This is a genomic window from Stenotrophomonas sp. 14P6.2.3 (assembly GCF_057799055.1).
This window is the reverse complement of the sequence record NZ_JBYOLA010000005.1, coordinates 66,664-93,370: the sequence shown is the minus strand read 5'-3', so window position 1 is coordinate 93,370 and position 26,707 is coordinate 66,664. Positions and strand designations below refer to the sequence as shown.

Annotated in this window: 26 protein-coding genes; 11 read left to right on the top strand and 15 right to left on the bottom strand. The window is 66.3% G+C overall.

What is annotated here, in order from left to right:
* Positions 1-10: 10 nt before the first annotated feature.
* The 9 genes from AC27VL_RS06405 to AC27VL_RS06365 form a co-directional block, all read right to left on the bottom strand.
* Complete coding sequence (locus AC27VL_RS06405) at positions 11-1,603, bottom strand: alkaline phosphatase D family protein (protein ID WP_488765862.1); 1,593 nt, start codon at positions 1,601-1,603, stop codon at positions 11-13.
* A complete protein-coding gene (locus AC27VL_RS06400) occupies positions 1,603-3,846 on the bottom strand; it encodes a TonB-dependent receptor (protein ID WP_205405961.1) in 2,244 nt (747 codons plus the stop codon). The genes AC27VL_RS06405 and AC27VL_RS06400 overlap by 1 nt, the downstream gene beginning before the upstream one ends.
* 201 nt (positions 3,847-4,047) lie before the next feature.
* Entirely contained in the window at positions 4,048-5,478 is a 1,431-nt protein-coding gene (locus AC27VL_RS06395) for a replicative DNA helicase (protein WP_100552983.1), read from the bottom strand.
* Between the two features lie 213 nt (positions 5,479-5,691).
* A complete protein-coding gene (locus tag AC27VL_RS06390; RefSeq protein WP_099821135.1) occupies positions 5,692-6,252 on the bottom strand; it encodes an NADPH-dependent FMN reductase in 561 nt (186 codons plus the stop codon).
* A 66-nt stretch (positions 6,253-6,318) separates the two neighbouring features.
* Positions 6,319-8,262: an asparagine synthase (glutamine-hydrolyzing) gene (gene asnB, locus AC27VL_RS06385; protein ID WP_488765861.1), complete on the bottom strand. Its 1,944-nt coding sequence runs from the start codon at positions 8,260-8,262 to the stop codon at positions 6,319-6,321.
* A gap of 3 nt (positions 8,263-8,265) precedes the next feature.
* On the bottom strand, positions 8,266-10,545 hold the full coding sequence (locus tag AC27VL_RS06380; RefSeq protein ID WP_488765860.1) for a thiamine pyrophosphate-dependent enzyme: 2,280 nt from the start codon (positions 10,543-10,545) through the stop codon (positions 8,266-8,268).
* 89 nt (positions 10,546-10,634) lie between these two features.
* Complete coding sequence (locus AC27VL_RS06375) at positions 10,635-11,294, bottom strand: glutathione S-transferase family protein (protein ID WP_488765859.1); 660 nt, start codon at positions 11,292-11,294, stop codon at positions 10,635-10,637.
* 164 nt (positions 11,295-11,458) lie between these two features.
* Positions 11,459-12,007 carry a GNAT family N-acetyltransferase gene (locus AC27VL_RS06370; RefSeq protein ID WP_488765858.1) on the bottom strand — a complete coding sequence of 183 codons (549 nt, stop codon included), beginning with the start codon at positions 12,005-12,007 and terminating at the stop codon, positions 11,459-11,461.
* Between the two features lie 102 nt (positions 12,008-12,109).
* Positions 12,110-12,949, bottom strand: coding sequence for a glycine zipper 2TM domain-containing protein (locus tag AC27VL_RS06365; RefSeq protein WP_488765857.1), 840 nt, complete (start codon positions 12,947-12,949; stop codon positions 12,110-12,112).
* Between the two features lie 163 nt (positions 12,950-13,112).
* Here AC27VL_RS06365 and AC27VL_RS06360 point away from each other — a divergent pair, with 163 nt between their 5' ends.
* Entirely contained in the window at positions 13,113-13,328 is a 216-nt protein-coding gene (locus AC27VL_RS06360) for a DUF6116 family protein (protein WP_100460497.1), read from the top strand.
* Positions 13,325-14,098, top strand: coding sequence for a TatD family hydrolase (locus AC27VL_RS06355; protein ID WP_488765856.1), 774 nt, complete (start codon positions 13,325-13,327; stop codon positions 14,096-14,098). Before AC27VL_RS06360 ends, AC27VL_RS06355 begins: the two co-directional genes overlap by 4 nt.
* A gap of 79 nt (positions 14,099-14,177) precedes the next feature.
* Here the strand turns inward: AC27VL_RS06355 and AC27VL_RS06350 are convergent, their stop codons facing one another.
* On the bottom strand, positions 14,178-15,005 hold the full coding sequence (locus AC27VL_RS06350; protein WP_089236156.1) for a tRNA threonylcarbamoyladenosine dehydratase: 828 nt from the start codon (positions 15,003-15,005) through the stop codon (positions 14,178-14,180).
* Between the two features lie 79 nt (positions 15,006-15,084).
* On the opposite strand from AC27VL_RS06350, the gene AC27VL_RS06345 reads away from it, so the two are divergent.
* Positions 15,085-15,519: a hypothetical protein gene (locus AC27VL_RS06345; RefSeq protein WP_488765855.1), complete on the top strand. Its 435-nt coding sequence runs from the start codon at positions 15,085-15,087 to the stop codon at positions 15,517-15,519.
* Between the two features lie 130 nt (positions 15,520-15,649).
* Entirely contained in the window at positions 15,650-16,147 is a 498-nt protein-coding gene (locus AC27VL_RS06340) for a glycine zipper 2TM domain-containing protein (RefSeq protein WP_099821144.1), read from the top strand.
* Between the two features lie 88 nt (positions 16,148-16,235).
* Here AC27VL_RS06340 and AC27VL_RS06335 read toward each other — a convergent pair whose 3' ends face one another.
* Positions 16,236-16,445 (bottom strand): cold-shock protein, encoded by a 210-nt coding sequence (locus tag AC27VL_RS06335; protein WP_025876765.1) that lies wholly within the window; start codon positions 16,443-16,445, stop codon positions 16,236-16,238.
* Between the two features lie 237 nt (positions 16,446-16,682).
* On the opposite strand from AC27VL_RS06335, the gene AC27VL_RS06330 reads away from it, so the two are divergent.
* The 3 genes from AC27VL_RS06330 to arsC all read left to right on the top strand — a co-directional run bounded on the left by AC27VL_RS06330 (position 16,683) and on the right by arsC (position 18,786).
* Positions 16,683-17,168, top strand: coding sequence for a DUF456 domain-containing protein (locus tag AC27VL_RS06330; protein WP_099821145.1), 486 nt, complete (start codon positions 16,683-16,685; stop codon positions 17,166-17,168).
* Between the two features lie 122 nt (positions 17,169-17,290).
* Positions 17,291-18,445 (top strand): phospholipase A, encoded by a 1,155-nt coding sequence (locus tag AC27VL_RS06325; protein WP_032951931.1) that lies wholly within the window; start codon positions 17,291-17,293, stop codon positions 18,443-18,445.
* Entirely contained in the window at positions 18,445-18,786 is a 342-nt protein-coding gene (arsC, locus tag AC27VL_RS06320; protein WP_488765854.1) for an arsenate reductase (glutaredoxin), read from the top strand. The genes AC27VL_RS06325 and arsC overlap by 1 nt, the downstream gene beginning before the upstream one ends.
* A gap of 88 nt (positions 18,787-18,874) precedes the next feature.
* Here arsC and AC27VL_RS06315 read toward each other — a convergent pair whose 3' ends face one another.
* From AC27VL_RS06315 to AC27VL_RS06300, 4 genes are all read right to left on the bottom strand, one after another.
* Entirely contained in the window at positions 18,875-19,510 is a 636-nt protein-coding gene (locus tag AC27VL_RS06315; protein WP_488765853.1) for a glutathione S-transferase family protein, read from the bottom strand.
* A gap of 53 nt (positions 19,511-19,563) precedes the next feature.
* Positions 19,564-19,908: a hypothetical protein gene (locus AC27VL_RS06310; RefSeq protein ID WP_100552994.1), complete on the bottom strand. Its 345-nt coding sequence runs from the start codon at positions 19,906-19,908 to the stop codon at positions 19,564-19,566.
* A gap of 14 nt (positions 19,909-19,922) precedes the next feature.
* A complete protein-coding gene (locus AC27VL_RS06305; protein ID WP_488765852.1) occupies positions 19,923-20,159 on the bottom strand; it encodes a hypothetical protein in 237 nt (78 codons plus the stop codon).
* Between the two features lie 289 nt (positions 20,160-20,448).
* Positions 20,449-21,966: a fumarate hydratase gene (locus AC27VL_RS06300; protein WP_100552995.1), complete on the bottom strand. Its 1,518-nt coding sequence runs from the start codon at positions 21,964-21,966 to the stop codon at positions 20,449-20,451.
* A gap of 148 nt (positions 21,967-22,114) precedes the next feature.
* Here AC27VL_RS06300 and AC27VL_RS06295 point away from each other — a divergent pair, with 148 nt between their 5' ends.
* The 4 genes from AC27VL_RS06295 (at position 22,115) to AC27VL_RS06280 (ending at position 26,683) form a co-directional block, all read left to right on the top strand.
* The gene (locus AC27VL_RS06295) at positions 22,115-23,011 is read left to right on the top strand and encodes an RNA polymerase sigma-70 factor (RefSeq protein ID WP_488765851.1); all 897 of its coding nucleotides are present in this window, start codon (positions 22,115-22,117) and stop codon (positions 23,009-23,011) included.
* A gap of 36 nt (positions 23,012-23,047) precedes the next feature.
* A complete protein-coding gene (locus AC27VL_RS06290; protein WP_100554153.1) occupies positions 23,048-23,497 on the top strand; it encodes a carboxymuconolactone decarboxylase family protein in 450 nt (149 codons plus the stop codon).
* Between the two features lie 455 nt (positions 23,498-23,952).
* Positions 23,953-25,824: an ABC transporter ATP-binding protein gene (locus AC27VL_RS06285; RefSeq protein WP_488765850.1), complete on the top strand. Its 1,872-nt coding sequence runs from the start codon at positions 23,953-23,955 to the stop codon at positions 25,822-25,824.
* A gap of 79 nt (positions 25,825-25,903) precedes the next feature.
* Positions 25,904-26,683, top strand: a complete 780-nt coding sequence (locus AC27VL_RS06280) for a ferredoxin--NADP reductase (protein WP_100552998.1) — start codon at positions 25,904-25,906, stop codon at positions 26,681-26,683.
* Positions 26,684-26,707 lie beyond the last annotated feature (24 nt).

Sequence of the window (26,707 nt, the reverse complement as noted above, 5' to 3'; positions counted from 1 at the left end):
GGGCTCGGCTCTACAGTACCGGCACGGCCCCCGGACGACCGTGGTTCACCTGGAAGCGCGCGGCCGTGCGAACTTCCGCATCGCGCCGCAGCACGCTGTCGGCGAAGCGCAGTTCCGCGTCCACGGTCTGCCGGTTCAGCTGCAGCTTCCACCAGCCACGCCGGTCGCCATCGAAATAGCGGATGTGCGGATTCTGCGGGATCGACGGGCCGTAGTACGGGCCATACGGCGTGTCATCGCCACCGCTGCTGATCGCCGGGGCGATGAACTCGGTGGCGATCACCGGCGCGTCCGCGGCATCGAAATCCAGCTTCAGGTCATTGACGAACGTGGAGTGCCAGTCGCCGCCCAGCACGATGGCGTTGCCCTGCCCACCGGCCTGCATCGCCTGCAGCAGGCGCTTGCGGGCGGCCGGGTAGCCATCCCAGGCGTCGTTCCAGAAACGCTCGCGCGGCGTGCCCTGCTCCAACCGCAACTGCGCCATCAGCAGCTGCTGCACCACCACGTTCCAGCGTGTTCCCGCCGCGGCCGCCATCGACTGCGCGAACCAGGCCTCCTGCCCCACGCCGAGCATGCTCATGCGCGGGTCCAGCGTCGCCTCGCAGCGCGCCGATTCGCCGACGCCACAGGGATTGGCGGGACGGAACTGACGGCAATCCAGCAGCGTCAGCTGCGCCAGGTCGCCGTAGCGCAGGCGACGGTGCACGCGCAGGCCACCGTTGCCGGTGGGCGTGCTACGCATCGGCAGGTGTTCGTAGAACGCGCGATACGCAGCGGCGCGGCGAACGATGAAGTCCTCGGTCGGCACGTCGCTCTTTTCCGGATGGATCCCGGAATAATCGTTCTGCACTTCGTGGTCGTCCCAGATCACCGCGAAGGCGTGCGCGGCGTGCGCAGCCTGCAGGTCCGGGTCGAGCTTGTACAGCGCGTACTGGTCGCGATAACGCTCCAGGCTGAGGGTTTCACCGCTGAAGCGCTGTGCATCCAGGGTGCTGCCACGCGCGTTCTGCAACGGGCTGTATTCGTACAGGTAGTCACCGGCATGCAGCACCAGATCAACATCGCTGCGGGCGATATCCGCCAGTACCGGGTAGTAGCCGCTGTTCCAGGCCTGGCAGGTGCACAGCGCCAGCCGCAGCTGCTGCAGCTGCGCATCCGGCAGCGGCGCGGTGCGGAAATGCCCGACCGCACTCTCCTCGCCGCCGTCGCAGGCGAATCGATAGTAGTAATCGCGCCCTGGACGCAGGCCGGTCACTTCCACGTGCACCGAATGGGCCAGCTCCGGCACGGCCGCCGCCACGCCACGCTGCACCAGCCGGCGCATCGACGGATCTTCGGCAACGAACCAACGCACCGGGATCGCCCGCGACGGCATGCCACCGCCGTTGAGGGGATCCGGTGCAAGACGCGTCCACAGCACCGCGCCCTGCGGATCCGGATCACCTGCGGCGATGCCGAGGGTGAACGGATCGCGCCCCAGTCGCGGCCGCGGACCGGTGGCGGCGACGCCGGGCATGGCCGCCAGTGCGATCGCCGCTCCGGTCCCCTGCCAGGCCAGGCGCAGCAGACGACGGCGGGTTTCCGGATCGGCGATGTGCTTCATCAGAAGCGCACGGTTGCGGTGGCCATCACCTGCCGCGGCGCACCGACCTGCATGGTCGCCAGGCTGCGGGTGGGATCAGCGGCGTAGGTACCGTTGGTGTTGATGGTTGCCAGATACTGCTTGTCGGCCAGGTTGGTCAGGTTCAGTGCCAGGGTCAGGTTCTGCGCCGGGCCGAGCTTGCCCATGTCATAGGCCACCGACGCATTGATCAGCCAGTAGCTCGGCACGGAGACGTCATTGGTGTAGGTCACGTAGCGCTTGCCGACGTGGTTGGCGGCCAGGCGCAGGTCCCACGGGCCCGGCGTCCACGCCAGGGTGCTGGCGAACATCCATTCCGGCGTGTCGACCGTCTTCTTGCCGCGGGTCGGCACCACGCCGTTGTTGACGTAGTCGTTGTCGTAGCTGCTGTCATTCCACGACAGCGCATTGGACCAGCTCAGGTCGCGCATCGGCTTCAGCTGCAGGGTCGCCTCGGCACCGCGGCTGGTTACCGAACCCACGTTGGAATACAGCGCCGGGCAACCCAGGATGCCAACGCACTGGGCGATGGCCAGCAGGCGGTTGTCGAACTTGACGTCGTACACCGCGACCGAGGCTTCATAGCCCTGGCCGTAGCCGCGCCAGCCCAGTTCGATGGTGCGCGACTGTTCCGGCTTCAGGTCCTTGGCACTGGCATCGAACGCCACCTGCGGGACATTGAACGGACTGCCCACGCCCAGCGCATAGGCCGCGATGTTCTTCGCATAGGAACCGAAGATTTCATTGCGCTCGTCCAGCTTGAAGTTGAAGCCGGCCTGCGGCAGCAGCCCCTTCTTCGCGGTCAGGCTGCTGTTGCTGGCATAGCTGCCCAGCGGCGTGCGCACGCTGGTGCGGGTGTTGGGCGACTTGGCGCCGACGTCGATGGTCAGGCGGTCATCGAACAGGCGGAAGCGGTCCTGCACGTAGAACTGGCGGGTGATGGTGGTGTAGCGCTGGTGCCACACGCGCTGGTCCGGGTTGCGCAGGAAGAAGTCGTCGGTGATCGGCCCATCGATGTAGTAGAAGTTGCGCTGCACGCTGTGGCCGTTGTCTTCGTACCACAGGCCCGCTTCCAGCTCGTGGCCACCCACGTTCCAGGTGAACGCCGAGGTCACGCCGGTGCGGTCGATCGCATATTCGGTGGTGCGGATCGAGATCGGAATCTCGCGGCTGGTGCCCGGGTTGGACGGATTGGACGGGCTGAACCAGTGGCCCTGGCCGCGGTTGCTGTGGTTGTAGACGTTGACCTTCAGGCGCATCGTCTCGTTGAGGCCGAAGTCACCGGCGATGCTGGAGACATCATCGTTGCGCAGGCCGTGACCCGAGTAATACGCATCCCACGGGCTGTTGACGCCGCCGCTGTACTGGCCACGCGCAGCGGCCAGGGCACGGTTCCAGTCCGGCGCATAGTTGTCCCAGTTCCAGCCCAGGCGATCGATCATCTCCAGCGACAGGTCCTGGTAATCGGCCTCAACCCGGCGCGAGGCGTTGAACAGCGCGGTGATGCGGCTGTCGACGCCGAAGTTGTAGGTCGCCTTGCCGTTGAACTGCTTGAGTTCATGCGAGCCCTTGCCCTTCCACTTGTCGCTCTCCGAATACGCACCGGACAGGTAGGCGGCGAAGCCCTGGTGTTCGCCGGTTTCCAGGCGGGCATAGCTGCGGCGTGCGCTGTCACTGCCCAGGCTCTGCGCCAGCACGACGCCGTACTCGGTGGAGGGATCGATGGAATAGAACTGGAACACGCCGCCCAGGTTGCTGGTCGACGGCGTACCCAGCGCGCCGATGCCGGTGGAGACCTCGGCACCGCCCAGGTTCTCGCTGATCACCGCGCGGCTGATGTGCAGGCCGTTGCTGTTGCCATAACTCATGTTGCCCAGCGGGATGCCATCGAGCGTGTAGCCCAGGCGGTTCTGGTTGAAGCCGCGCAGGCTGATGCTGGTGGACCACTCGTAGGCACCGGTGGCGTCGGCCGATTCGAAATGCACGCCCGGCTTGCTGGCCAGCAGCTTCAGTGGGTTGGCGCCGGGTGGCAGCACCTTCATGTCCTCGGCGGTCACGCGCTGGACCTGGCGCGCCTCGCCCCGGCCGATCACCGAGACCGAATCCAGGGTAGTGGCCGACTGTGCGTCGACGGCAGGAGCGGTTTCAGCGGCGGCCAGCGAAGGCAGTGAGGCACAGACCAGCAGGGCCAGCAGATTGCGGCGAAGCGGAGCATGGCAAGACATGGGGATTCCTTGGGCGCGCTGGACGCCGAAGGGCGGCGTCAAAAGGGCAGCAGCGGCGGAATCGTAGAAGCGTTGCGTTACATGTCATTTACACGCCACATACGGATTTTTGGCGATCCGGATGGATTACATGACGTCGCGCGCCCGAACGGAAAGAGCCGAGCATGGGCTTGGCTCTACAGGGCACGCCGGAATCATCGGTTATTCGAACGAACCGACCGAGTCGTGGGCCAGGTTGTCGAAACGGGTGTACTCGCCGAAGAACTTCAGTTTGCACGAGCCGGTGGGGCCACCACGGTGCTTGCCGATGATGATCTCGGCCAGGCCCTTGTCCGGCGAATTTTCCTTGTTGTAGTAATCGTCGCGGTAGATGAAGACGATCATGTCCGCATCCTGCTCGATTGCGCCCGATTCGCGAAGGTCGGCCATCACCGGGCGCTTGTCGGTACGCGTTTCCAGCGAGCGGTTGAGCTGGGACAGCGCGATGACCGGCACGTGCAGTTCCTTGGCCAGGCCCTTCAACGAACGCGAGATCTCGGAAATTTCGGTCGCGCGGTTTTCGCTGTTGCCCGGCACGCTCATCAGCTGCAGGTAGTCGATCACGATCAGGCCCAGGTCGTGCTCGCGCTTGAGGCGGCGGCACTTGGAACGCAGGATCTCCGGCGACACGCCCGGCGTATCGTCGATGAAGATCTTGGTTTCCTTCAGCATCTTGATCGCACCGGTCACCCGGCTCCAGTCCTCGTCCTCCAGCTGGCCGGTACGCAGGCGCTGCGCGTTGATGCGGCCATTGGAGGAGATCAGGCGCATCGCCAGCTGCGATGCGGACATTTCCATCGAGAACACCGCCACGCCCTTCTTCGACTTGATCGCCGCGTACTCGGCGATGTTCAGGGCGAAGGTGGTCTTGCCCATCGCAGGACGCGCGGCAAGGATGATCAGGTCGGTCGGCTGCAGGCCGGCGGTCATCGCATCGAAATCGGTGTAGCCGGTCGGCAGGCCGGTGATGTTGCCGCCATTCTCGAAGCGGTTGCGCAGCTCTTCGAACGCGTCCTTCAACGCACCGGGCATGGCCACGAAGTCGGTACGGCCGCGCGCGCCCTGTTCGGCAATGGCGAACACGCTCTTTTCCGCAGCGGACAGCAGCTCGCTGCTGTCGCGGCCCTCGGGCTGGAAACCATCGTTGACGATGTCGGTGCCGACCTGGATCAGCTGCCGCAGCACCGCCTTGTCGCGCACGATCTCCGCATAGGCCACGATGTTGGCCGCCGACGGCGTGGTGCTGGCCAGTTCGATCAGATAGGCGCCATCGCCCACCAGCTCCATCTTGCCCTGCGATTCGAACCACTCGCCCAGGGTCACCGCATCGAACGGGCGCTCGCGCTCGGACAGCTCGCGGATCGCCCGGTAGATCATCTGGTGGTCGCGGCGGTAGAAGTCACCCTCGGTCAGCTGGTCGTTGACCCGGTCGTAGGCGTCCGGTGCCAGCATCAGGCCGCCCAGCACCGCCTGTTCGGCCTCCACCGAGTGCGGCGGCACGCGCAACTGGTCGATACGCGATTCATCGCGATCGCGATCGAAGCCTTCGCCGCGCTCTCTGCGGTTGGAACGGAAGCCGGAACGGGCGGACATGCTGCGGTGTTTCCTGCGAAAGGGGCCAGACCAGTGTAGGCATGCGCCGACCCCGGCGGCCATGGACAAATCTGTGGATAAGCCGTGGAAGAACGGGGGATATCCGCCTGAGCCTGTCCAGACTGGCGCGGAGGCGTCGCATTGCCTGCGACGGGCGTCGTTGCGACGCCCGCAGCGGAGCATTATCGCAGATGGCGACCGCGGCCGCTGGCGTCAATCGCCCTTGGCATGTACCGCGATCAGCGCCAGGAACCGGTCCACATAGCCCTGCAGGAATTTCTGCGTGCCCTCATTGTGGATCGTGCCGTCGGCATCGATCAGGCCATCCTTGAAGTGGATGAACGCCTCGGGCTGGCCAAGCACGTGCATGTCCAGGAAGGCCAGGCTGTTGCGCAGGTGCTGCTGGGCCACCGCCGTGCCGATCTGGCCGATGGAGGCGCCGATCACTGCCGCTGGCTTGCCGGCGAAGGCGCTGTCGCCGTAGGGGCGCGAGCCGATGTCGATCGCATTCTTCAACACACCGGGCACGGAACGGTTGTACTCAGGGGTAACGAACAGCACGGCGTCGGCGGCACGCACCTGGTCTTTCAGGCGCGTGCCCTGCGCCGGGTAGCTGGCGTCGAAATCCTGGTCGTACAGCGGCAGGTCGCCGATCTGCACGTACTGGAAGCGCGCCTTGTCACCGGCCAGCTTCTCCAGCGCGTGCGCCAGCTTGCGGTTGCAGGACTCTTTGCGCAGGCTGCCGACGAAAACGGCAATGGTGGGGACGGACATCAGGACATACTCCTCACGGTGCGGAAGAGCCAGCCTAGCGGCCGCGCCCTTCCCCACCGGTGAAGATCAGCCGCGCTGTACGCCTGCGCGCACCTGCCGCCAATGGTCCTGCCAGGCCTGGAACATCAGCACGTTCCACAGGTGCGTGTGCCACTTGCGCTGGCCACCCAGGAACTGCTGCCACAGCGGCTGCACGGCCGCAGCCGACAGCACGCCCTCGCGTTCCAGCCGCGCCGGCTGCAGCAGCTCGTCCGCCCAGGGCTTCAGATCGCCCTTCAGCCAATCACTGACCGGCGCGCCGAATCCCCGCTTGGGCCGGTGCACCATCGACTGCGGCACGTACCGCCCCAGCACGCGCTTGAGCAGCACCTTGCTGGTCGATTCACTGCGCTTGAAGCCCAGCGGCAGCGACCACGCGAATTCGGCCACGCGCCAGTCCAGCAAGGGCGCGCGCGCCTCCAGGCTGACCGCCATCGAGGTACGGTCGACCTTGCACAGCAGGTCGTCGGGCAGATAGCTGACGAAGTCGGCCAGCATCATCGCGTCGGCCGGCGTACCGGCACCATGCAGCGGATCGGCCAGATCGTAGAAGCTGCCCGCCTCGCGTGCACCGATCACCGCCGCCGCCGGATCGCGCCAGCGCGAAATGCGGTTGCGATACACATCGCCGATGCCGCGCGCGCCGGTTTCGGCCAGCAACGCGGCCAACCCGCCGGTGCGCGACGCTTCACCCTGCTGGTGTGCACGCGCGCCCATCCAGCGCCGCAGCGGCGCTGGCACCCGTCCCAGCATCTGCCAGTTGCGCAGCGCGCGTACATAGCGGGTATAGCCGAAAAACAGTTCATCGCCACCGTCACCGGACAACGCGACGGTCACGCCCTGCCGGGCGAGGCGGGCGACCAGCGCGGTCGGCACCTGCGAGGCATCGGCAAAGGGTTCATCGAACATTGCCGGCAGCTGCGGTACCACCGCCAGCGCATCAGCGCCGCTGACGTACAGTTCGGTGTGATCGCAACCAAGGTGAGTAGCCACTTCCCTGGCCAACGGCGCCTCGTCATGGTGGGAGCCGCTGAAGCCGATGCTGAAGCTGTGCACCGGCTGCCCGCTCTGCGCCTGCATCAGCGCCGCCACCAGCGACGAATCGGTGCCGCCGGACAGGAACACGCCCACCGGCACGTCGGCCACCATGCGCAGCGCCACCGCATCCCGCAGCAGGTCATCCAGCTGCTCTTCGGCCTCCTCGATGCGGCCCTGGAACGGTGCGGCCAGTGCGGCCTGCATGCGCGCACGCGCGTCCCAGTACGGACGCTGTGCCTGCTCTGGGCGATGGGCGCTGGCCCCTGCCGCCACCGCCGCCGCATCTAGCCGCAGCACGCGGCCGGGCATCAGCTTGTAGCAGCGCTGGTGGATGCTGTGCGGTGCGGGGATGTAGTCCAGCCGCAGCAGCAGCGTCAGCGCATCGCGGTCGATATCGTTGTCGAAATCCGGGTGCTGCCACAGCGCCTTCAGCTCGGAGCCGAACACCAGCGCGTCACCAGCCCAGCCGTAGTACAGCGGCTTCTTGCCGACCCGGTCGCGGGCCAGCCACAGGCACTGTTCCTGGCGGTCCCACAAGGCAATGGCGAACATGCCGTTGGCGCGCTGCAGGGTGTCCTCGACGCCCCACTGCAGGATCGCGGCCAGCAGCACCTCGGTATCGGAATGGCCACGGAACGCATGGCCGAGCGGCTCCAGTTCCGCGCGCAGCTCGGCGAAGTTGTAAACCTCGCCGTTGTAGGCCATCACATAGCGGCCGTCGGCCGAGGCCATCGGCTGGTGGCCCAGCGGTGAAAGATCGAGGATGCTCAGGCGCCGGTGGGCCAGGGCGATGCCGGCGGCGGCATCGACCCAGGTACCGCCGTCATCCGGCCCGCGATGGTGCAGCGCCTGGCCCATGGCCAGCGCCTGCGCCTGCAGGACCTCGGCCGGCGTCTGAGCCGCCGGCAACAACATTCCCGCCAATCCACACATGCATCAGGGTTCCTGCGCCAGGTCGAGGGCGGCGCCAATCACTGCATTGTCGCTTGGAAGCCCGAACATTGCTGCCCCCGCCAGCGGCGTATAGGTATCGGCACCACAGACCCGGCGCACCGGCAGGTGGCCATGGCCGGCCTCGACCAGCGCGGTGATCACGCCCTCGCCGACGCCCCCGCTCTGCCGCCCCTCGTCCAGCACCAGCACCCGTTGCGCGGTGGCGGCCTGGGCGCCGATGAAGGCGGCATTCAACGGCACCAGCCAGCGCAGGTCGACCACCCGCACCTGCCAGCCCAGCTTCTGCTCGATAGCGGTCGCTGCGCGCAGCGCCATCGGCACACCGTTGCCGTAGGTGAAGATCACCAGATCGGTGGCATCCGGCGCGTACACCCTGCCCTCGCCCAGCACCAGCGCCTGCCCGGGTGCGGGGTAGTCGAACAACCACTGGCCATCGCCGGCCGCGTGCAGATCCTTGGTCATGTACAGGGCAATCGGTTCCAGGAACACCGCCACCCGGCCATCCACGCGGGCCAATGCCGCCAATGTGCGCAGCATCATCACCGCATCATCGCCACGCGACGGACAGCCCACCACCAGCCCCGGGATGTCACGCAGCGCCGTGATCGAGTTGTCGTTGTGGAAATGGCCGCCGAACCCCTTCTGGTAGCCCAGCCCGGCCACCCGCACCAGCATCGGGTTGCGGAACTGGTCATTGGAGAAGAACTGCAGCGAACAGGCCTCGCCGCGCAGCTGGTCGATGGCGTTGTGCAGGTAGGCCAGGTACTGGATTTCCGGAATCGGCAACATGCCCATGTTGGCCAGACCCTGGGCCATGCCCAGGATCATGGTCTCGTCCAGCAGCGTGTTGAATACCCGGCGCGGGCCGAAGCGGCGCAGCAGGTCGCGCGTCACCGTGTAGACGCCGCCTTTCTGCGCGACGTCCTCGCCAAACAGCAGCGCCTGCGGATACTTGCCCAGCAGTTCCTGCAGCCCGTGGTTGATCTGGATCGCCAGGTGCCGCGGCGGTTGCCGTTCGGGCAGCGCGTCGGCACCGCCGTACAGCGCCTGCCGGGCCTCGACGGGCGCCACGCGCTCGGCCTCGGCCTGTACCGCTGCCGGCGTATAGGGTGCCAACGGCGTGATCACTTCCTGCAATGTCTGCAGCTTCGGACGCGTATCGGCATCGATAGCAGCGGCCATGCAGCGCGCGCGCAGGGTTTCATAGGCGGCTTCCACACCCGCCGCATCCATCCAGCCCGATTCCAGAGCGATCTGCGCCGAGCGCAGCAGCGGGTCCTGCGCCTCGGCCGTGCACAGTTCCGCCAGCGCACGCCATTCCACTTCGAAGTCGGTGCCGGCGTGGCCCATCAACCGCGTGGTCCGCAGGTGCAGGAAGGTGGGCCGACGCATGCGCCGGCAATGCTCGACCGCCGCCTGCACCTGCGCGTGCCCGGCCGCCAGGTCCAGGCCATCGGCGAAGAAATAGTCCAGGCCCGGTTGCCGGCTGAAACGCTCTGCGATCCATCCTTCAGGCGTCTTCACCGAAATGCCGAGGCCGTTGTCCTCGCACACGAACAGGATCGGCACTGGCAGCTTCTGGTAGGCCGACCACATCGCGGTATTGAACGCGGTCTGCGCGGTGGCATGGTTGGCCGAGGCATCGCCGAAGGAGCACATCACGATGCTGTCGGCCGGAATCGGCAGTGGCTGGCTCAGGCGCCTGCCACTTTCGATCGCCAGCGCGGTACCGAGCGCCTTGGGCAGGTGCGATGCGATGGTCGAGGTCTGCGGCAGCACCCACAGCGGCTTGCTGCCCCACACTTTGTGACGGCCGCCACTGGCCGGATCGTCGGCACTGGCGGCGAAGGACAGCGCGGCGTCGCGCACGGGATCCATGCCGGGCACCAGCCGAGCGCGCTCGGCCATGAAGGCGCCGGAACGGTAGTGCAGGAAGGCGGGATCGGTGTGCCGGCAGGCGCGCGCAAGCAGCGCGTTGCCTTCGTGACCGGACGAGCCGATGGTGTAGAAGACCTTGTTCTGCACGCGCAGCACGCGCGCCATCAGGTCCAGCTGGCGACTGAGCAGCTGCGCTTCGAACAGTTCGCAGAAGGCGGCGGCCGTCAGGGTGCTGCCCGGCAGGATCGGCGCATCCGGCGCCGGGCGCGGTCGCGGCATGCCGCGCCAGGCGCGCACGGCCTCGAGGAAATTGACGTCACAGACTTCGGCGCGGTTGAGACCGCGCATGCGTGCGGGAATGGGATCTGGAACCACAGCGAACATCGAACACCCTCCGTGCCGTTGTTGCGAACCGTGGCGCCAGGCCTGCACGACCCTTCCGCCGGTCGCGCACGCCCGACGCTGCAGGGGAATCAATCCGGTGCGTTGAACCGCGCGCGCACCTCGGCGGTCACCGCAGGCATGGCCACGAAGCGAGGCTGCGCGCGCACCCGCTGCAACCAGGCCCGCACCTGCGGGAATGCATCCAGCGCGATGCCACCGTCGGCGGCGACATCGGAATAGGCGAACAGGGCGATATCGGCGATACCGTAGTCGGCGCCGGTGAACCACTGCGCCTGCTGCAGATGCTGTTCCATCACCGCCAGCGCGCTGGCAGCGCGCTCATGCAGGCACGGCAGTTCAGCACGGCGTGGTGAGTCGGAAGGTGTCCAACCGCGGATGAAGCGCGCCACCGCCACGCAGGGCTCATGCGTGTACTGCTCGAAGAACATCCAGCTCAATGCCTGCGCACGCTGCCAACCGTCGGCCGGAAGATACGGCGTGCCCTCGGCCAGCCAGAACAGGATCGCATTGGATTCGGTCAGCACGCGGCCGTCGTCGCGCACGATCAACGGCACCTTGGCGTTGGGGTTGAGAGCGAGAAATTCCGCGCTATGGGTCTGGCCGTGGGCACTGTCCACCTCCACCCAACGGTAGCGGCTGCCCAGCTGTTCCAGCAGCAGGCGCACCTTGTGGCAATTGCCCGAGACCGACATGCCATGCACCGTCAACGGAATGCGCTCTTCCACCATTGCCTGCTCCAGTGAGGTTCCGGCCTGCAGCCGGCTGCCCGCAGTCTGGCAAGCAGCCTGGCGATTGCCAAGCGCGGGTGCAGCATGGCGGGCGATGCATCCTGTAGATTCCGAGCCCATGCTCGGCTGCTGCTCGCCAAATGCAGTCGAGCATCGGCTCGTCTCTACAACGGCGAACGGCGCTGTCGCCACTGCTCGCGCGATTGCCCCCAGATTTCCAACGGCTTGCCTTCATACGGCGGTGGCAACTGCCCCATGCGCAACAGCGTGCTGCCCAGCTTGCGCGCAACCGCTTTCGAGTTCTCGTTGTCTTCGGCGATGGTGTGGATCACCTCGTCCCAGCCCAACGTATCGAACGCCCAGTCGATGGCGGCGATCGCCGCCTCCGGTGCGTAGCCCTTGCCCCAGCTGGCACGGCGGATGCTCCAGCCGACCTCGGTACCGGGCCAGTCCTGCGGCTGCCACGGTCCCATGCGGCCGATCCATTCACCGCTGGATTTCTCGATCACGCTGAACATCGAGAAGCCGAACAACTGCCATGCGCCGGCCAGGCTGCAGAAGCCGCGCCATGCCACCGAGGGTGCCTGCACGCCACCCAGCGTGCGCATCACCTCTTCGTCGGCACAGAACGCCTGATAGGGTGCGTAGTCCTGCCGCTGCGGCGGGCGCAGGATCAGGCGTTCGGTTTCGATGCGCAGGTCGAAGATGCTCATGGGGTCATGGTAGATCCACGCCACGCGTGGATGAACCCCATCCCTGCAAAAAAAACAGGCCGGCAAAAGCCGGCCTGTTCGATGCTGCGTCGTAGCCTGGGATTACTGGCGGTTGGCCGTCGAATCCGCGGCGGCGGCGGTCTGGGTGACCAGCTGCCCATCCACCACCGGCAGGCGATCGCTGGCCGGCTTGTCGTCCAGGCGCACGGTCTTCTCTGCACCGTCGTAGCGGTAGGTCACGTTGTAGCCCTTGACCACATCGCTGGTGCCCATGGCAATGCGGTTGCCCGGCTTGCTGCCCATGCGCATGGTGCCGGTGGTGCCGTCTTCATTACGGTAGGTCACGTTGTAGCCGGTGACACGGCTCGACTCGGAAGTCGCCGTTTCGGTGTGGCACTGGCGCTCGGTGCGATTGACCACGCGGCCACCCACGTGGCGCTTGTCGACCTGGTTGCCGATGAAGCCACCGGCCACGGCACCGGCGGCAGTTGCAGCCTTCTTGCCGTTGCCGCCGCCCACCTGGTTGCCCAGCAGGCCGCCGACCACTGCACCGACCACGGTGCCACCGACGTTGCCATCACGCTCGGGCAGGCGCTCCTGCACCACCACGTCCTGACAGACCTCATGCGGGGTCTGGGTAGTGGACGTCTCGCGCACCGGATCGGTGCCGATCACGGTGGCATAGGCCTTCTGCTTCTCGGTGATCGGATCGACCTTCAGCACATCGGCGTATTCCAGGCCACGCGGCGCAGTGGCGTCCACTGCGTCGCCACGCGCGCCATCGTCGGTGGCATTGCCATCGACCAGACGCGATTCACTCGGGTTTCCGGCGCTCAGCTGCTCAGGCGACTTGTCGCCACTCTTCATGAAGGCGGCGGTTGCGATACCACCGACCAGCAGCGCGCCCGCTGCGACCAGGACAGTTGTAGTTGTGCTTTTCATGACCTGCTCCTTGCGGACCGTCCGCAACGTTCTCAGGCCAGATTGCAGCATGCGGTGCCTGAACGGAATCTCCACATTTCCTGCTCACCGCCGTAACCCATTCAGCATCGGGAAATGCTGGGCCCGTGGTAGCGTTTGCACATTCCCCCAGGAGGACCCCGTCATGGCCAACCCGATGCTGCTGCCGGTCCTGCAGTGGGCGCGCCGGCTGCGCTACCCCACCCTGTTCAAGCTGACCGCCGGCCTGTTCGCGCTGACCCTGTTCATCCCCGACCCGATTCCGTTCGTCGACGAACTGATGCTGGGCCTGGGCACCCTGCTGCTGGCCAACTGGAAGAGCCGCAGCGCGACCACGCCACCACCGCTGGAGCAGCGTTGAACCTGCTGGTCGACAGCCACTGCCATCTGGATGCCAGCGAATTCGACGGTGACCGCGAGGCGGTCATCGACCGCGCACGCGCTGCCGGCGTGCAGTGGCAGGTGGTTCCGGCCGTCACTGCGGCCAACTGGCCGAAGCTGCGCGAAGTCTGCCAGCAGGCTACGGGGCTCTACCCCGCCTATGGCCTGCACCCGATGTTCCTGGACCAGCACCGGCCTGAACACCTGCCGCAACTGCGTGCGTGGATCGAGCAGGAGCGACCCTGCGCGATCGGCGAATGCGGGCTGGATTTCTTCGTCGAGGGCCTGGATGCCGAGGCCCAGCAGGCGTATTTCCTCGGCCAGCTGACGCTGGCACGCGAGTTCGATCTGCCGGTGATCGTGCATGCCCGCCGTGCAGTGGATGCGGTGATCGCCGCGATCCGCCGCATCGGTGGCCTGCGCGGAGTGGTGCACAGCTTTTCCGGCAGCCCGGAACAGGCCGCGCAGCTGCACAAGCTGGGATTCCTGCTCGGCCTGGGCGGACCACTGACCTACGAGCGCGCGCAGCGCCTGCAACGGCTTGTCCGCGAGATGCCACTGCAGCAGTTGCTGCTGGAGACCGATGCGCCGGACCAGCCCGACGCGGGGATCCGTGGCCAGCGCAACGAGCCGGCGCGGCTGGCGGTCATTGCCCGCCACATCGCCGCGCTGCGCGGAATGGACATTGAAGACGTGGCGCGGGTCACCACGGACAACGCGCGGCGGCTGTTCAACCTGCCCACCCCGTGAAGGTAGTGCCGGCCGCTGGCCGGCAACCCCGGAACGCTTGAATCAGCGCAGATGCCGGCCAGCGGCCGGCACTACCCGATCACACCCCGGCCTCTGCCTCAACCGCTTCGGCCTTCACCTTCTTCGGCTCCAGCAGCATCTCCAGCGCCTTGCCCACCGCCGCGAACGCGAACGCGCCGGTGATGTGGGTGGCCGCGCCCAGGCCTGCGCCGCAATCCAGCTTCAGGGCCGCATCCGCGCCCAGGTTCGGCCGCAGGCCACAGACGCTGCCGTCGGCCTGTGGATACTTCACGTTCTCCAGCGAATACACCGCCGGCACGCCGAAATAGCGCTTGGCATTCTTCGGGAAGTTGAATTCGCTGCGCAGCTTCTTGCGGATCAGCGCCAGCATCGCGTCGTGCTCGGTGCGCGAGACATCGCGGATACGCACCAAGGTGGGGTCGGTACGGCCGCCGGCCGCGCCAACGGTCAGCAACGGCAGCTTGCGGCGGCGGCACCAGGCGATGGTTTCCACCTTCACCCGGAAGCTGTCGCAGGCATCGATCACCAGGTCGAAACCGCGGTCCAGCAGTTCGGCCATGTTGGCCGGGGTCAGGAACGCCTGCACGGCGTCGACCTCGATCTGCGGATTGATCGCCCGGCAGCGCTCGGCCATGGCTTCGGCCTTGTTGCGCCCGTAGTTGCCCTCCAGCGCCGGCAGCTGCCGGTTGGTGTTGGATACGCAGATGTCATCGGCATCGATCAGGGCCAGATGGCCGACCGCCGAGCGCGCCAGCGCCTCCACCACCCACGAGCCGACGCCGCCCATGCCAACCACGGCGACACGGCTGCCCTGCAGGCGCTCGAGCGCGCCGACGCCATACAGCCGTTCGATGCCGGCGAAGCGTTGTTTGACCTGTTCGTTCATCGGGCTATTTTAGCGTGCAGATCCCCTCACTACTGCACGCCGACACCGAACCCACCGTTGCATGCCCGGAGCGCCCGCCATGAGTGCCAGCCCACCCCGCCGCCCGTCCACCGCCTACCGCTATCTGTTCGTACTCGGTATGGGCCTGCTGATCGGCCTGATTGCCACGGTGATGGTCGGCCGTGCCCTGCAGGCGCGCCGCGATCCGTTTCCGGACAGCCTGATGCAGGTGATGCAGCGGCAGGCGGATCTGCTGCAGCAGGCGCAGCAGCAGAACCGCTGCAGCCTGGCCGACAGCGTCCCGCGCCTGCAGGTGCTGCGACTGCTGTCCAACGACCTGGACCTGGCCTTCCCCGGGTTGAAGGACAGCCGGCAGTTCCAGCAGCACGCCAGCAAGTACCGCGCCGACCTCAATGCGGCCTTGGCCAGCCCTCCCACTGACTGCACCGCGTTGGCGCAGCAGGTGCAGGCCCTGAAGGACGATTGCCGGGCCTGTCATCAGGATTTCCGCTGATTCATCTTCGAGTGGGCGAAGGCCGATGTGGTTGGCGCCTTGTTCACGTTGAAAAGAGGAGGATTCGCTCACCCTGCTGCATGACGCAGTACCACCCAACGCACCCGCCTTCACGGCCAGGAGACGCCCCATGAAGATCCAGCTCATCGCCGCCAGTGTCATCGCAACCCTCGCCCTGGCCGGCTGTGCCACCTCGCCGGGCTATGGCGGTGGTGGTTACAACAACAGCGGCTACAACAACGGCGGCTACGGCAACAACTCCGGTTACAACCAGGGCCGTTGCGCCGACTGCGGCATCGTCACCCGCATCAATGCCGTGCAGTCTGGCCGTACCGCGCCTTCCGCCACCGGCGCGATCCTCGGCGGCATCGTCGGCGCGGTTGCCGGCCATGAGATCTCCGACCACACCGGCGGCAGCCGCGGCAACAAGAACATCGCCGCCGCCGCCGGCGCCGTGGGTGGTGCACTGGCGGGCAATCAGATCCAGAAGAACGTCACCAGCGATACGTATGACATCAGCGTGCGCATGGATGACGGCCGCACCATCGTGGTCAACCAGCGCGACCTCGGCGGCATCCGCGAAAACACCTATGTCCGCGTGGTCAACGGCAAGGTCATCCTGCGCTGAACCGAAGCGGGCCCCGGCCGAACAGAACCGGAGCAACAAAAAAAGGCCCGCTTGCGCGGGCCTTTTTCATGCCGGCAAGCGGCAGGAATTACGCCGGCTGGACCTTGTCGGCCTGCAGGCCCTTCTGGCCCTGCACGACTTCAAAGCTCACAGCCTGGCCTTCCTTGAGGCTCTTGAAGCCCTGGGTCTCGATGGCACGGAAGTGCACGAACACGTCCTCGCCATTCTGCCGGCTGATGAAGCCGAAGCCCTTGGCATCATTGAACCACTTCACGGTACCGTTCTCGCGATCAGCCATCTCACTAACTCCCTTTGACTCTCTACTTGTTGTTGGATACGCCTGTTGGGCGGCTGACAAGCAAGGGGGAAGCGAGGTGCATCGATGCAGCGGATCGGAACGATCTTGCTTCATCAGGCCACGATCCACGGTGACCTTGCCAAGCTCAGCGACTGCAACTTAACCCGACCAAAACGAAAAAGCAACTGGCAAAAACCTTTCACTGTCAACCCCAAAAACACAACCATACTGGACAGCATGGACCTCTCATTCATCTTGTATCTGCTAGCGGTCATTTTTGTCCTGATCGGCATCGCAGGCATCGTCCTGCCGGCCCTGCCGGGCATCCCGCTGGTCTTCGTCGGATTGGTACTTGCTGCGTGGGCAGACGGCTTCGTCCATGTCGGCTGGCCGACCCTGCTGATCCTCGGCGTACTGACTGCGCTGTCGCTGCTGGTCGACGTGCTGGCGACCGTGGTTGGCGCCAAGCGCGTGGGCGCCAGCCGCAAAGCGCTCTGGGGCACGTTCATCGGCAGCATCGTTGGTCTGTTCTTCATGCCGATCGGCCTGTTCGCCGGACCCCTGCTCGGCGCCCTGCTGGGCGAGTACTGGCATACCCGCGAGCTCGGCCGCTCGACCAAGGTCGGGCTGGCCACGTGGCTCGGCATCCTGCTGGGTCTGGCGCTGAAGCTGGCGCTGGTGATCGCGATGCTGGGCCTGTTCGCCTTCGCCTGGTTCCTGTGAGGCAGGCGGCCTTCACGCAGCGCGCACGCACACGCCGGGCATAAACCCGTGGGGCTGGCCGTTACCGGATGCAACCGCCACACTGTCCCTCTTTCCGCATTCATTCCGAAGGGCCTGCTGCAATGACCCTCTCTCCGTTGTTCCCCCGCCTTGCACCGCTGGCGTTGGCCCTGGCCAGCGCGCCAGTGGCAGCGCAGGAATTCGCGCCCAGTGCCGAGGCCTCGCCGGCCGCCTGCGCAGCCATCACCACCGATGCGGCACGTCTGGCCTGCTACGACCGCCAGTTCGGGCGCACGCCGCAGGCCACCGCCGAAGCTGATGCGGCCGCCGAAGCCGCCGCCCAGGCGCGCCGCGAGCAGCGCGACACCACGCGGGTAAGCCAGGGCGAAGAAAAACTGCGCGAACGTGTCAGCGATCTGTTCCGTTCCGAAGCGCCGGACAGCGCACTTGCCAACGCCGGCCGTGGTTCGCTGCTGGACAGCCGCTGGGAACTGGCCGAGGACTCCAAGCTGGGCCCGTTCCAGCTGCGTGCGTACAAGCCCGTGTACCTGCTGCCGGCCTTCTGGACCAGCGATCGCAACACCATGCCGCACTCGCCGAACCCGGCCAACAGCGTGACCACCCCGCAGGTGCTGGACAGTGCCGAGCTGAAATTCCAGATCAGCTTCAAGACCAAGATCGCCGAGAACCTGTTCGGCGACAACGGCGACATCTGGGCCGGCTACACCCAGAGTTCGCGCTGGCAGGCCTACAACGGCGAGGACTCGCGCCCGTTCCGCGAGACCAACTACGAGCCGGAAGTGATGATGGTGTTCCGCAACGGCTACTCGATCGGTGGCTGGCGTGGGCGGATGACCGGCATCAGCCTCAACCACCAGTCCAACGGCCGTGCCGATCCGCTGTCGCGCAGCTGGAACCGGGTGATCCTGAATGTCGGCCTGGACCGCGAGAACTGGGCACTGGTGCTGCGTCCCTGGTACCGCATTCCCGAGACCCGCAGCGACGACAACAACCCGGACATCGAGGACTACATGGGCCGCGGCGACGCGACCCTGACCTGGAACCACAAGGGTCACGAGGTCTCGTTGATGGCGCGTCACTCGTTGCGTACCGGTGACCGCTCGCACGGCGCCCTGCAGCTGGACTACGGCTTCCCGATCAGCAACCTGCTGCGCGGCCATGTGCAGATCTTCGACGGCTATGGCGAAAGCCTGATCGACTACAACCACAAGGCGACCTATGTCGGCGTGGGCGTGTCGCTGCTGGAATGGTTCTGATGGAGGTGACCATCTGGCATAACCCCGCGTGCAGCAACTCGCGCGGGGCGCTCAAACTGATCCGCGACGCGGGTGTCGAACCGGTGGTGATCGAGTATCTGGGCAACCCACCCGACGTGGCCACGCTGCGCCAGGTGCTGGCCGAATCCGGCCTGACAGCGACCGAACTGGTGCGCAGCAAGGAACCCGAGTTCGCCGCACTGGGCCTGCAGGGAAGCGACGACGACGCCCTGCTGGCCGCGATGGCCACCCACCCACGGCTGATCAACCGCCCGGTAGTACGCACCACCAAGGGCACCCGCCTGTGCCGGCCCCCGGAAACGGTGCTGGAGATCCTGTAACCCGCCCCGCTTTGGTAGAGCCGAGCCATGCTCGGCTGCGATCCGCGTGCTAAATGCAGCCGAGCATGGCTCGGCTCTACAGAACGATTTACCGCCAGTCGGTGATGCCTTCGCGGCGATAGACCTCGGCGAACGCCGGGCGCGCCTTCAGGCGGTCCGCATACGCCTTCAACACCGGCCAGTGGTCGCTGGGCGTGGGCATGTTGCGTGACCAGCGCATCAACATCACCAGCATGAAATCGACCACGCTCGGCGCATCGCCGAGCAGGTAGGGGCCGCCGTCCTGCAGGTGCGTGGCAACGTGCTGCCACGCCGCTTCCAGTTGCTGCCGCGCCATCGCACGCACGGCCTCCATGCACTCGCCACCCGCCGCTTCGTGCGCGTAGAACCAGGCGCGGTACGCCGGCTGCACGGTGTTGGCACACCAGAACATCCAACGATAGGCCTCGCCGCGTGCCGGCGTGCCGACGGCAGGCAACAACCCCGCCTGCGGATGACGGTCTGCCAGATACAGCGCGATCGCGGCCGCCTCGGTCAGCACCTGGCCGTCGATCAGCAGGGTCGGCACCTTGCCGGCCGGATTCAGGGCCAGGTAGTCGGCCGACTTGTGCTCGCGCGTGTCGAAATCGAGCAGCACCAGTTCGTGCTCGATACCCAGCTCGATCAGCAGCCAGTGCACCACCAGCGAGGCGGTGCTGGTGGAACCATACAAGGTGGTGCGCATATGACCGGTCCTGTGCGGGGAACGGCTGATTATGCGCGCTGTCACCGGCGTGGTCAGCCGCAGCTGCTCATGCAGGTATCACGACGCTCGCCGCAGCCCATCATCGGCGCCCGCAGCGTGCAGTCGTGCGCTTTCAATTCGCAGGAACGTCGCAGTTCCGGATGCTCGATGTCCTTGCAGCGCTTGTCCGGCGTTGGTGCCACCTGCTGCTCGCAACTGGACTGGCGGCTGCCGATCCCCTGGTCCTCGGCCATGCAGCTGCGATAGCTGGCCTGGCATTGCATCTGGCACTGGGCACCGGCGCTGAAGCCGCCCCCACCGTCATACGACAAAGACGATGTACTGCATCCGGCAAGAACCAGCAGGCCGACAAAGCAAAGGCTGCGCAACAGGTTCACAGGACACTCCTTGTTCAATAGACCGGAAGACTGCCGGAAGAACGGGTTTCGCTCACCGATCCGCCGCAATCGAGCACACACTGGGCCCGGGTCGCATCACAGGCGCGCGTATCGGCTGCAACGGCGCAGTACGCGCCGGCGCCACGTGCGCCCTCGCAACGATGCCGCATCTTTTCGTCAGCGATATCGCTGCACTTGTCGATGACACGTGCTTTGTCCGCCTGACAGCCCTGCTGCGCCGTTTCGGCCATCGAGCGCGCCTGACCCGCACATTGCAGATGCCGCTGTGCGCACCCTGCCGCACACACGCGGCCTGCCTCGCTGGTGGGTTGCTCCACGTAGTACTGCGGCGCGCAGCCCGCCAGCAACAGGGTGGCAACTACAACAAGAACTGCACTTGTTCCTTGACGCACAAGCAGCTTCCCTTCCGTGGCAACGCGCACACCCTAGCAAAGCAGCGCATGCGCATGCGTTAAACGAAAAACGGCGCCACCAGGGCGCCGTTCTGCAATCGGACAGGCGTGGATGTCGCCGCGCCGATCACTCCACCACGACAGGAATCTTGCCGATGCGGGCCTGCCATTCGCGCGGGCCGGTCTTGTGCACCGACTCGCCGGTGGAATCGACGGCCACGGTCACCGGCATGTCTTCCACGGTGAACTCGTAGATCGCTTCCATGCCCAGGTCGGCGAAGCCGACGACCTTGGCCGCCTTGATCGCCTTGGACACCAGGTAGGCCGAACCACCGACGGCCATCAGGTAGGCCGACTTGTGCTTCTTGATCGCTTCGATCGCGGCCGGGCCGCGCTCGGCCTTACCGACCATGCCCAGCAGGCCGGTTTCGCTCAGCACCTGTTCGGTGAACTTGTCCATGCGGGTGGCGGTGGTCGGACCGGCCGGGCCCACCACTTCGTCGCGCACCGGATCGACCGGACCGACGTAGTAGATGAAGCGACCCTTGAGATCGACCGGCAGCTGCTCGCCCTTGTTGAGCATGTCGACCATGCGCTTGTGCGCGGCGTCGCGGCCGGTCAGCAGCTTGCCGTTGAGCAGCAGGGTCTGGCCCGGCTTCCAGTTGGCCACGTCTTCCGGGGTGATCGTGTCCAGGTCCACGCGGGTGCCCTTGGAGGCGTCATAGGTCAGCTTCGGCCAGTCTTCCAGCGACGGCGGGTCCAGCATCACCGGGCCACTGCCGTCCAGCGTGAAGTGCGCGTGGCGGGTGGCGGCGCAGTTCGGAATCAACGCCACCGGCAGGTTGGCCGCGTGGGTCGGGTAGTCATTGATCTTGATGTCGAGCACCGTGGTCAAACCACCCAGGCCCTGCGCACCGATGCCCAGCGCGTTGACCTTCTCGTACAGCTCCAGGCGCAGCTCTTCGATGCGGTTGGACGCACCGCGGGCCTGCAGCTCGGTGATATCGATCGGCTCCATCAGCGCTTCCTTGGCCAGCAGCATCGCCTTCTCGGCGGTGCCACCGATGCCGATGCCGAGCATGCCCGGCGGGCACCAGCCTGCGCCCATGGTCGGCACGGTTTTCAGCACCCAGTCGACGATCGAGTCGGACGGGTTGAGCATGGCGAACTTGGTCTTGGCTTCCGAACCACCGCCCTTGGCGGCGACGATCACCTCGACGGTGTTGCCCGGCACCACCTTGACGTTGACCACGCCGGGGGTGTTGTCCTTGGTGTTGATGCGCTTGCCGGCCGGATCGGCCAGCACCGAAGCGCGCAGCTTGTTGTCTGGGTACAGGTAGGCGCGACGGATGCCCTCGTTGGCCATGTCCTCCACGCCCATGGTGGCGTCATCCCAGCGCACGTCCATGCCGATTTCCAGGAACACAGTGACGATGCCGGTGTCCTGGCAGATCGGCCGGTGGCCTTCGGCGCACATCCGCGAGTTGATCAGGATCTGCGCGATCGCCTCCTTCGCTGCCGGCGACTCCTCGCGCTCGTAGGCGGCGGCAAGGTTCTTGATGTAGTCGACCGGGTGGTAGTACGAGATGTACTGCAGCGCGTCGGCGACGGACTGGATGAGGTCTTCCTGCTTGATCGATGTCACGGATTGCTCGCTTGCTGAAGGCTGGCGGGGGTAATCCGCCCATTTTACCCCCTCCCTCGGCCGCGGGGTGGCAGTGCCGGCCGCCGGCCGGCAAGATCTGAGCCCTGCCCTCTGTCACACCCGCGCCTGCCCCGGCGTCCTTGCCCATATGAACGCCGAAACCGCCTTCCATACCCACCGCCCGCGCCTGATGGCGCTGGCCTACCGCCTGCTGGGCAGCCGCACCGACGCCGAAGACGTGGTCCAGGATGCCTGGCTGCGCTGGTCAGGCACCGATACGGCGGCCATCGTCGACCCCGAGGCCTGGCTGGTGACCACCACCACCCGCCTGGGCCTGGACCGGCTGCGCACGGCCAAGCGCGAACGCGCGCACTACGTGGGCCCGTGGCTGGCTGAACCTCTGGCGATCACCCTCGAACCTGATCCGGCGCCCGGCCCGGCGCAGCTGCACGCGCTGGCCGACGATGTCTCGGTGGCCTTCCTGACCCTGCTCGAGCAGCTCGGCCCGGAAGAGCGCGCCGCGTTCCTGCTGAAGGAAGCCTTCGACCATGACTACCGCGAAATCGCCGATCTGATCGGCCACAGCGAGGCCAACTGCCGGCAGCTGGTGCACCGTGCCCGGCAGCGCCTGCAGGCGGGGCGGCCACGCTTCAACGCCGACGCCAGCCAGCACCGGCAACTGTTGGCGCGCTTCATGGATGCCTCCCAGCGCGGTGACAGCGAAGCGATCCAGGCGCTGCTGCATGCCAATGCGCTGCTGGTCTCCGATGGCGGTGGCGTGGTTACCGCGGCGGTGCGTCCGCTGCTGGGCGCCGAGCGCATTGGCCGCCTGTACTGGGCGATCGCCCGCCGCGGCGCAGCGCATCCGGCACAGCTCGGCTACGTCAACGGCGAGCCGGCGATCCTGCGTTTCGAAGGTGACCACCTGCACTCGATCACAACCATCGAGGTGGTCGATGGCCGCATCGCCAATCTCTACAGCGTGCTGAATCCGGAAAAGCTGCCTGCGGTTGTCACGCGCGCCGACACTGCGGCGTCCTTGTAACGAAAGGCGGCCATGGTGGTCGCCGTGGAGCTGAAGATGTCCAACCATGCCTCTCCCCGCGTTCCTTACACCCGCCTCGCAGCCGAAGCCTTCAAGGGTCTGCTGGCCACCAGCAAGGCGGTGCATGACAGTTCGATCGATCCGACCCTGATGGAACTGGTGTTCCTGCGCGTCTCGCAGCTCAACGGCTGCGGCTACTGCATGGATATGCATGCCACCACGCTGCGCAAGGGCGGCATCGAACCGCGCAAGCTGGATACGCTGCCTGCCTGGCACGAAAGCCGCTTCTTCGACGACCGCGAGCGCGCGGCGCTGGGCTGGGCCGAGGCGCTGACCCGGTTGACCGACGGTGCGCCGTCGCAGGCGACGTTCGATGCGTTGGCGCCGCACTTCGATGAGAAGGGCATCAGCGACCTGAGCATGGGTATTGCGGTGATCAATGCCTGGAACCGGCTGGGCGCCGGGCTGCTGCCGCCGCTGCCGTAAGGGGGTTGCCGGCCGGGCTGCGCCCGGCACCCGCCTGTAGTGCCGGCCGCTGGCCGGCAACCTCAACAGCAACAGCAGAAGCTGGCTTCCTGCGGGATGGCGGGGTGGGGCAGGTCGCAGGGGACGCTGCAAGTACGTCCATGTAAGCTCGGTCGCCGCTTGCGCGTATGCGCTGTCCTGCGCACACGGCAAGACCGGGGTTGGGCGTCCTGCCCAACCCGCCCGAGACATGCCTCGGGCCCATGCGGCTCACGCCCCTGCGACCTGCCCCACCCCGCCTTCGACAGTTTCCTGCGGCTGTTCGGTAGCTGTCGACCTTGGTCGACACAGTAGATCCACGCCACGCGTGGATGTGGTTGGGTCAGAGCCCTTTGCGCAGCAAAGGAATCCGACCCCGCGCTGCCACACGGCTGCACTGACCCCATCTGCACGCATCAGGCGCGCACAATGGCGGCATGCCTGCTTCCCCCATTGCCGGCGCTGCCGGCGCCAAGAAACCCAGCCTGCGTCAACGCTTCAAGGCGATGCGCAACCTGCCGCCGTTCCTGCGCCAGGTGTGGCAGACCAGCCGCGCCCTGACCATCGCCAGCCTTGGCCTGCGCTTGATCCGTGCGCTGCTGCCGGTGGCGATGCTGTACGTCGGCAAGCTGATCATCGATACCGCACTGCATCTCAGCCAGCACGATGCCGGCTTCCCGCCGCTGGGTGAGGCGCTGTCCAGTGGGCTGCTCAATCCGCTGCTCGGCCTGCTGGCGCTGGAACTGGGCCTGGCCATCGCCTCGGACCTGCTCGGCCGTCTGGTCAGCTACGCCGATGCGCTGTTGTCGGAACTGTTCGCCAACGCCACCAGCGTGCGCCTGATGGAACATGCGGCGACCCTGGACCTGGAGGACTTTGAGGACCCGGACCTGCAGGACAAGCTGGACCGTGCGCGGCGCCAGACCATGGGCCGGATGAACCTGATGAGCCAGCTGTTCGGCCAGGTGCAGGATGCGATCACCGTCGCCAGCCTGGCCGTCGGCCTGCTGGTCTACGCGCCGTGGCTGATCCTGCTGCTGGCGCTGGCGCTGGTGCCGGCCTTCATCGGCGAATCGCACTTCAATGCCGCCGGTTACAGCCTCAATTTCCTGTGGACGCCGGAACGCCGCCAGCTGGACTACCTGCGCCAGCTCGGTGCCAGTGTGGAGACGGCCAAGGAAGTAAAGATCTTCAACCTGCACCGGTTCCTGGTCGACCGTTACCGCAGCTTGTCGGCGGCACTGTTCCTGGCCAACCGCGCGCTCGCCCGGCGGCGTGCGTTCTGGGGCACGCTGCTGGCCGCGCTGGGCACGCTGGGCTACTACACCGCGTATGCCTATATCGCCTGGCGCACGGTGCGCGGCGATTTTTCGATCGGTGACCTGACCTTCCTCGCCGGCAGCTTCCTGCGCCTGCGCCAGTTGCTGGAAGGCCTGCTGATCGGCTTCTCGCAGGTGGCCAGCCAGGCGTTGTACCTGGACGACCTGTATTCGTTCTTCCAGATCGAACCGGAAATCCACTCGCGCAAGGACGCGGTGCGCGTGCCGCAGCCGATCCGCGAAGGCTTCGTGTTCGAAGACGTGGGCTTCCGCTACCCCGATGCCGAGCAGTGGGCCGTGCGTCACCTCGATTTCCAGCTGCACGCGGGCGAAGTGCTGGCACTGGTCGGTGAGAACGGTGCAGGCAAGACCACCCTGGTCAAGCTGCTGGCACGCCTGTACGAACCGGACGAAGGCCGCATCCTGCTCGATGGCCGCGACCTGCGCGACTACGACCTGGACGACCTGCGCGCCAACCTCGGCGTGATCTTCCAGGACTTCGTGCGTTACAACCTCAGTGCCGGCGAGAACATCGGTGTCGGCCAGGTGGAAGCGATGGACGACCGTGCGCGGATCACCGATGCTGCCCGCCGCGGCATGGCCGAGGAAGTGATCGCTGCCCTGCCCGGCGGCTACGACCAGCAGATCGGCCGCCGCTTCAAGCAGGGCGTGGACCTGTCCGGGGGCCAGTGGCAGAAGATCGCGATCGCCCGCGCGTGGATGCGCGATGCACAGGTGATGATCCTGGATGAGCCCACCGCGGCGCTGGATGCCCGCGCCGAGTTCGAGGTGTTCCAGCGGTTCAGGGAGTTGGCGGATAATCGCACTGCAGTGCTGATTTCCCACCGCTTCTCATCCGTGCGCATGGCAGACCGCATCCTGGTACTGGCCGATGGCCGGATCGAGGCCAGCGGCACCCACCAGGAGCTGATGGTACAGGGTGGCCGCTATGCCGAGCTGTTCGAACTGCAGGCGGCAGGTTACCGCTGAGAACGCCTCTCGTTCCGCCTAATGAGAACCTGTCTCATTTGAGATAGAATTGTCCCGACGACTTCCGATAGATACGCCCATGTCCTCCGCTTTCGGCGCCGAAACGGTGCTTGAGGTCCGCCACTGGACCGACGCCTACTTCAGCTTCACCCTCACCCGTGACAGCGGTTTCCGCTTCGAGAACGGCCAGTTCGTGATGATCGGCCTGGAGACCGACGCGCGGCCGCTGCTGCGCGCGTACTCCATCGCCAGCGCCAACTGGGAAGAGCACCTGGAGTTCTTCAGCATCAAGGTGCAGGACGGCCCGCTGACCTCGCGCCTGCAGCACATCAAGCCGGGCGACAAGGTGCTGGTCGGCAAGAAGCCCACCGGCACCCTGCTGATCAGCGACCTGCACCCCGGCAAGAACCTGTACTTGCTGGGTACCGGCACCGGCATGGCGCCGTGGCTGTCGGTCATCAAGGACCCGGAAACCTACGAGCGATTCGACAAGGTGATCCTGTGCCATGGCGTGCGCTACGAAAAGGACCTGGCCTACCGCGACTACTTCGAAAAGGAACTGCGCGAGCATGAGTTCCTAGGCGAAATGGTCGGTGACAAGCTGCTGTACTACCCGGCGGTGACCCGCGAACCGTTCCCGAACCAGGGCCGCCTGACCCAGCTGATGGAAAGCGGCGAGATGCAGCGCACCCTCGGCCTGCCGGAGCTGAGCCCGGAAAACGACCGCGCGATGATCTGCGGCAGCCCGCAGATGCTGGCCGACCTGCGCACCGTGCTGGACAGCCGCGGCTTCCAGACCTCGCCGCGCATCGGTACGCCCGGCCACTACGTGTTCGAGCGCGCGTTCGTCGAGAAATAAGCCGGGCTGTGGTAGAGCCGAGCC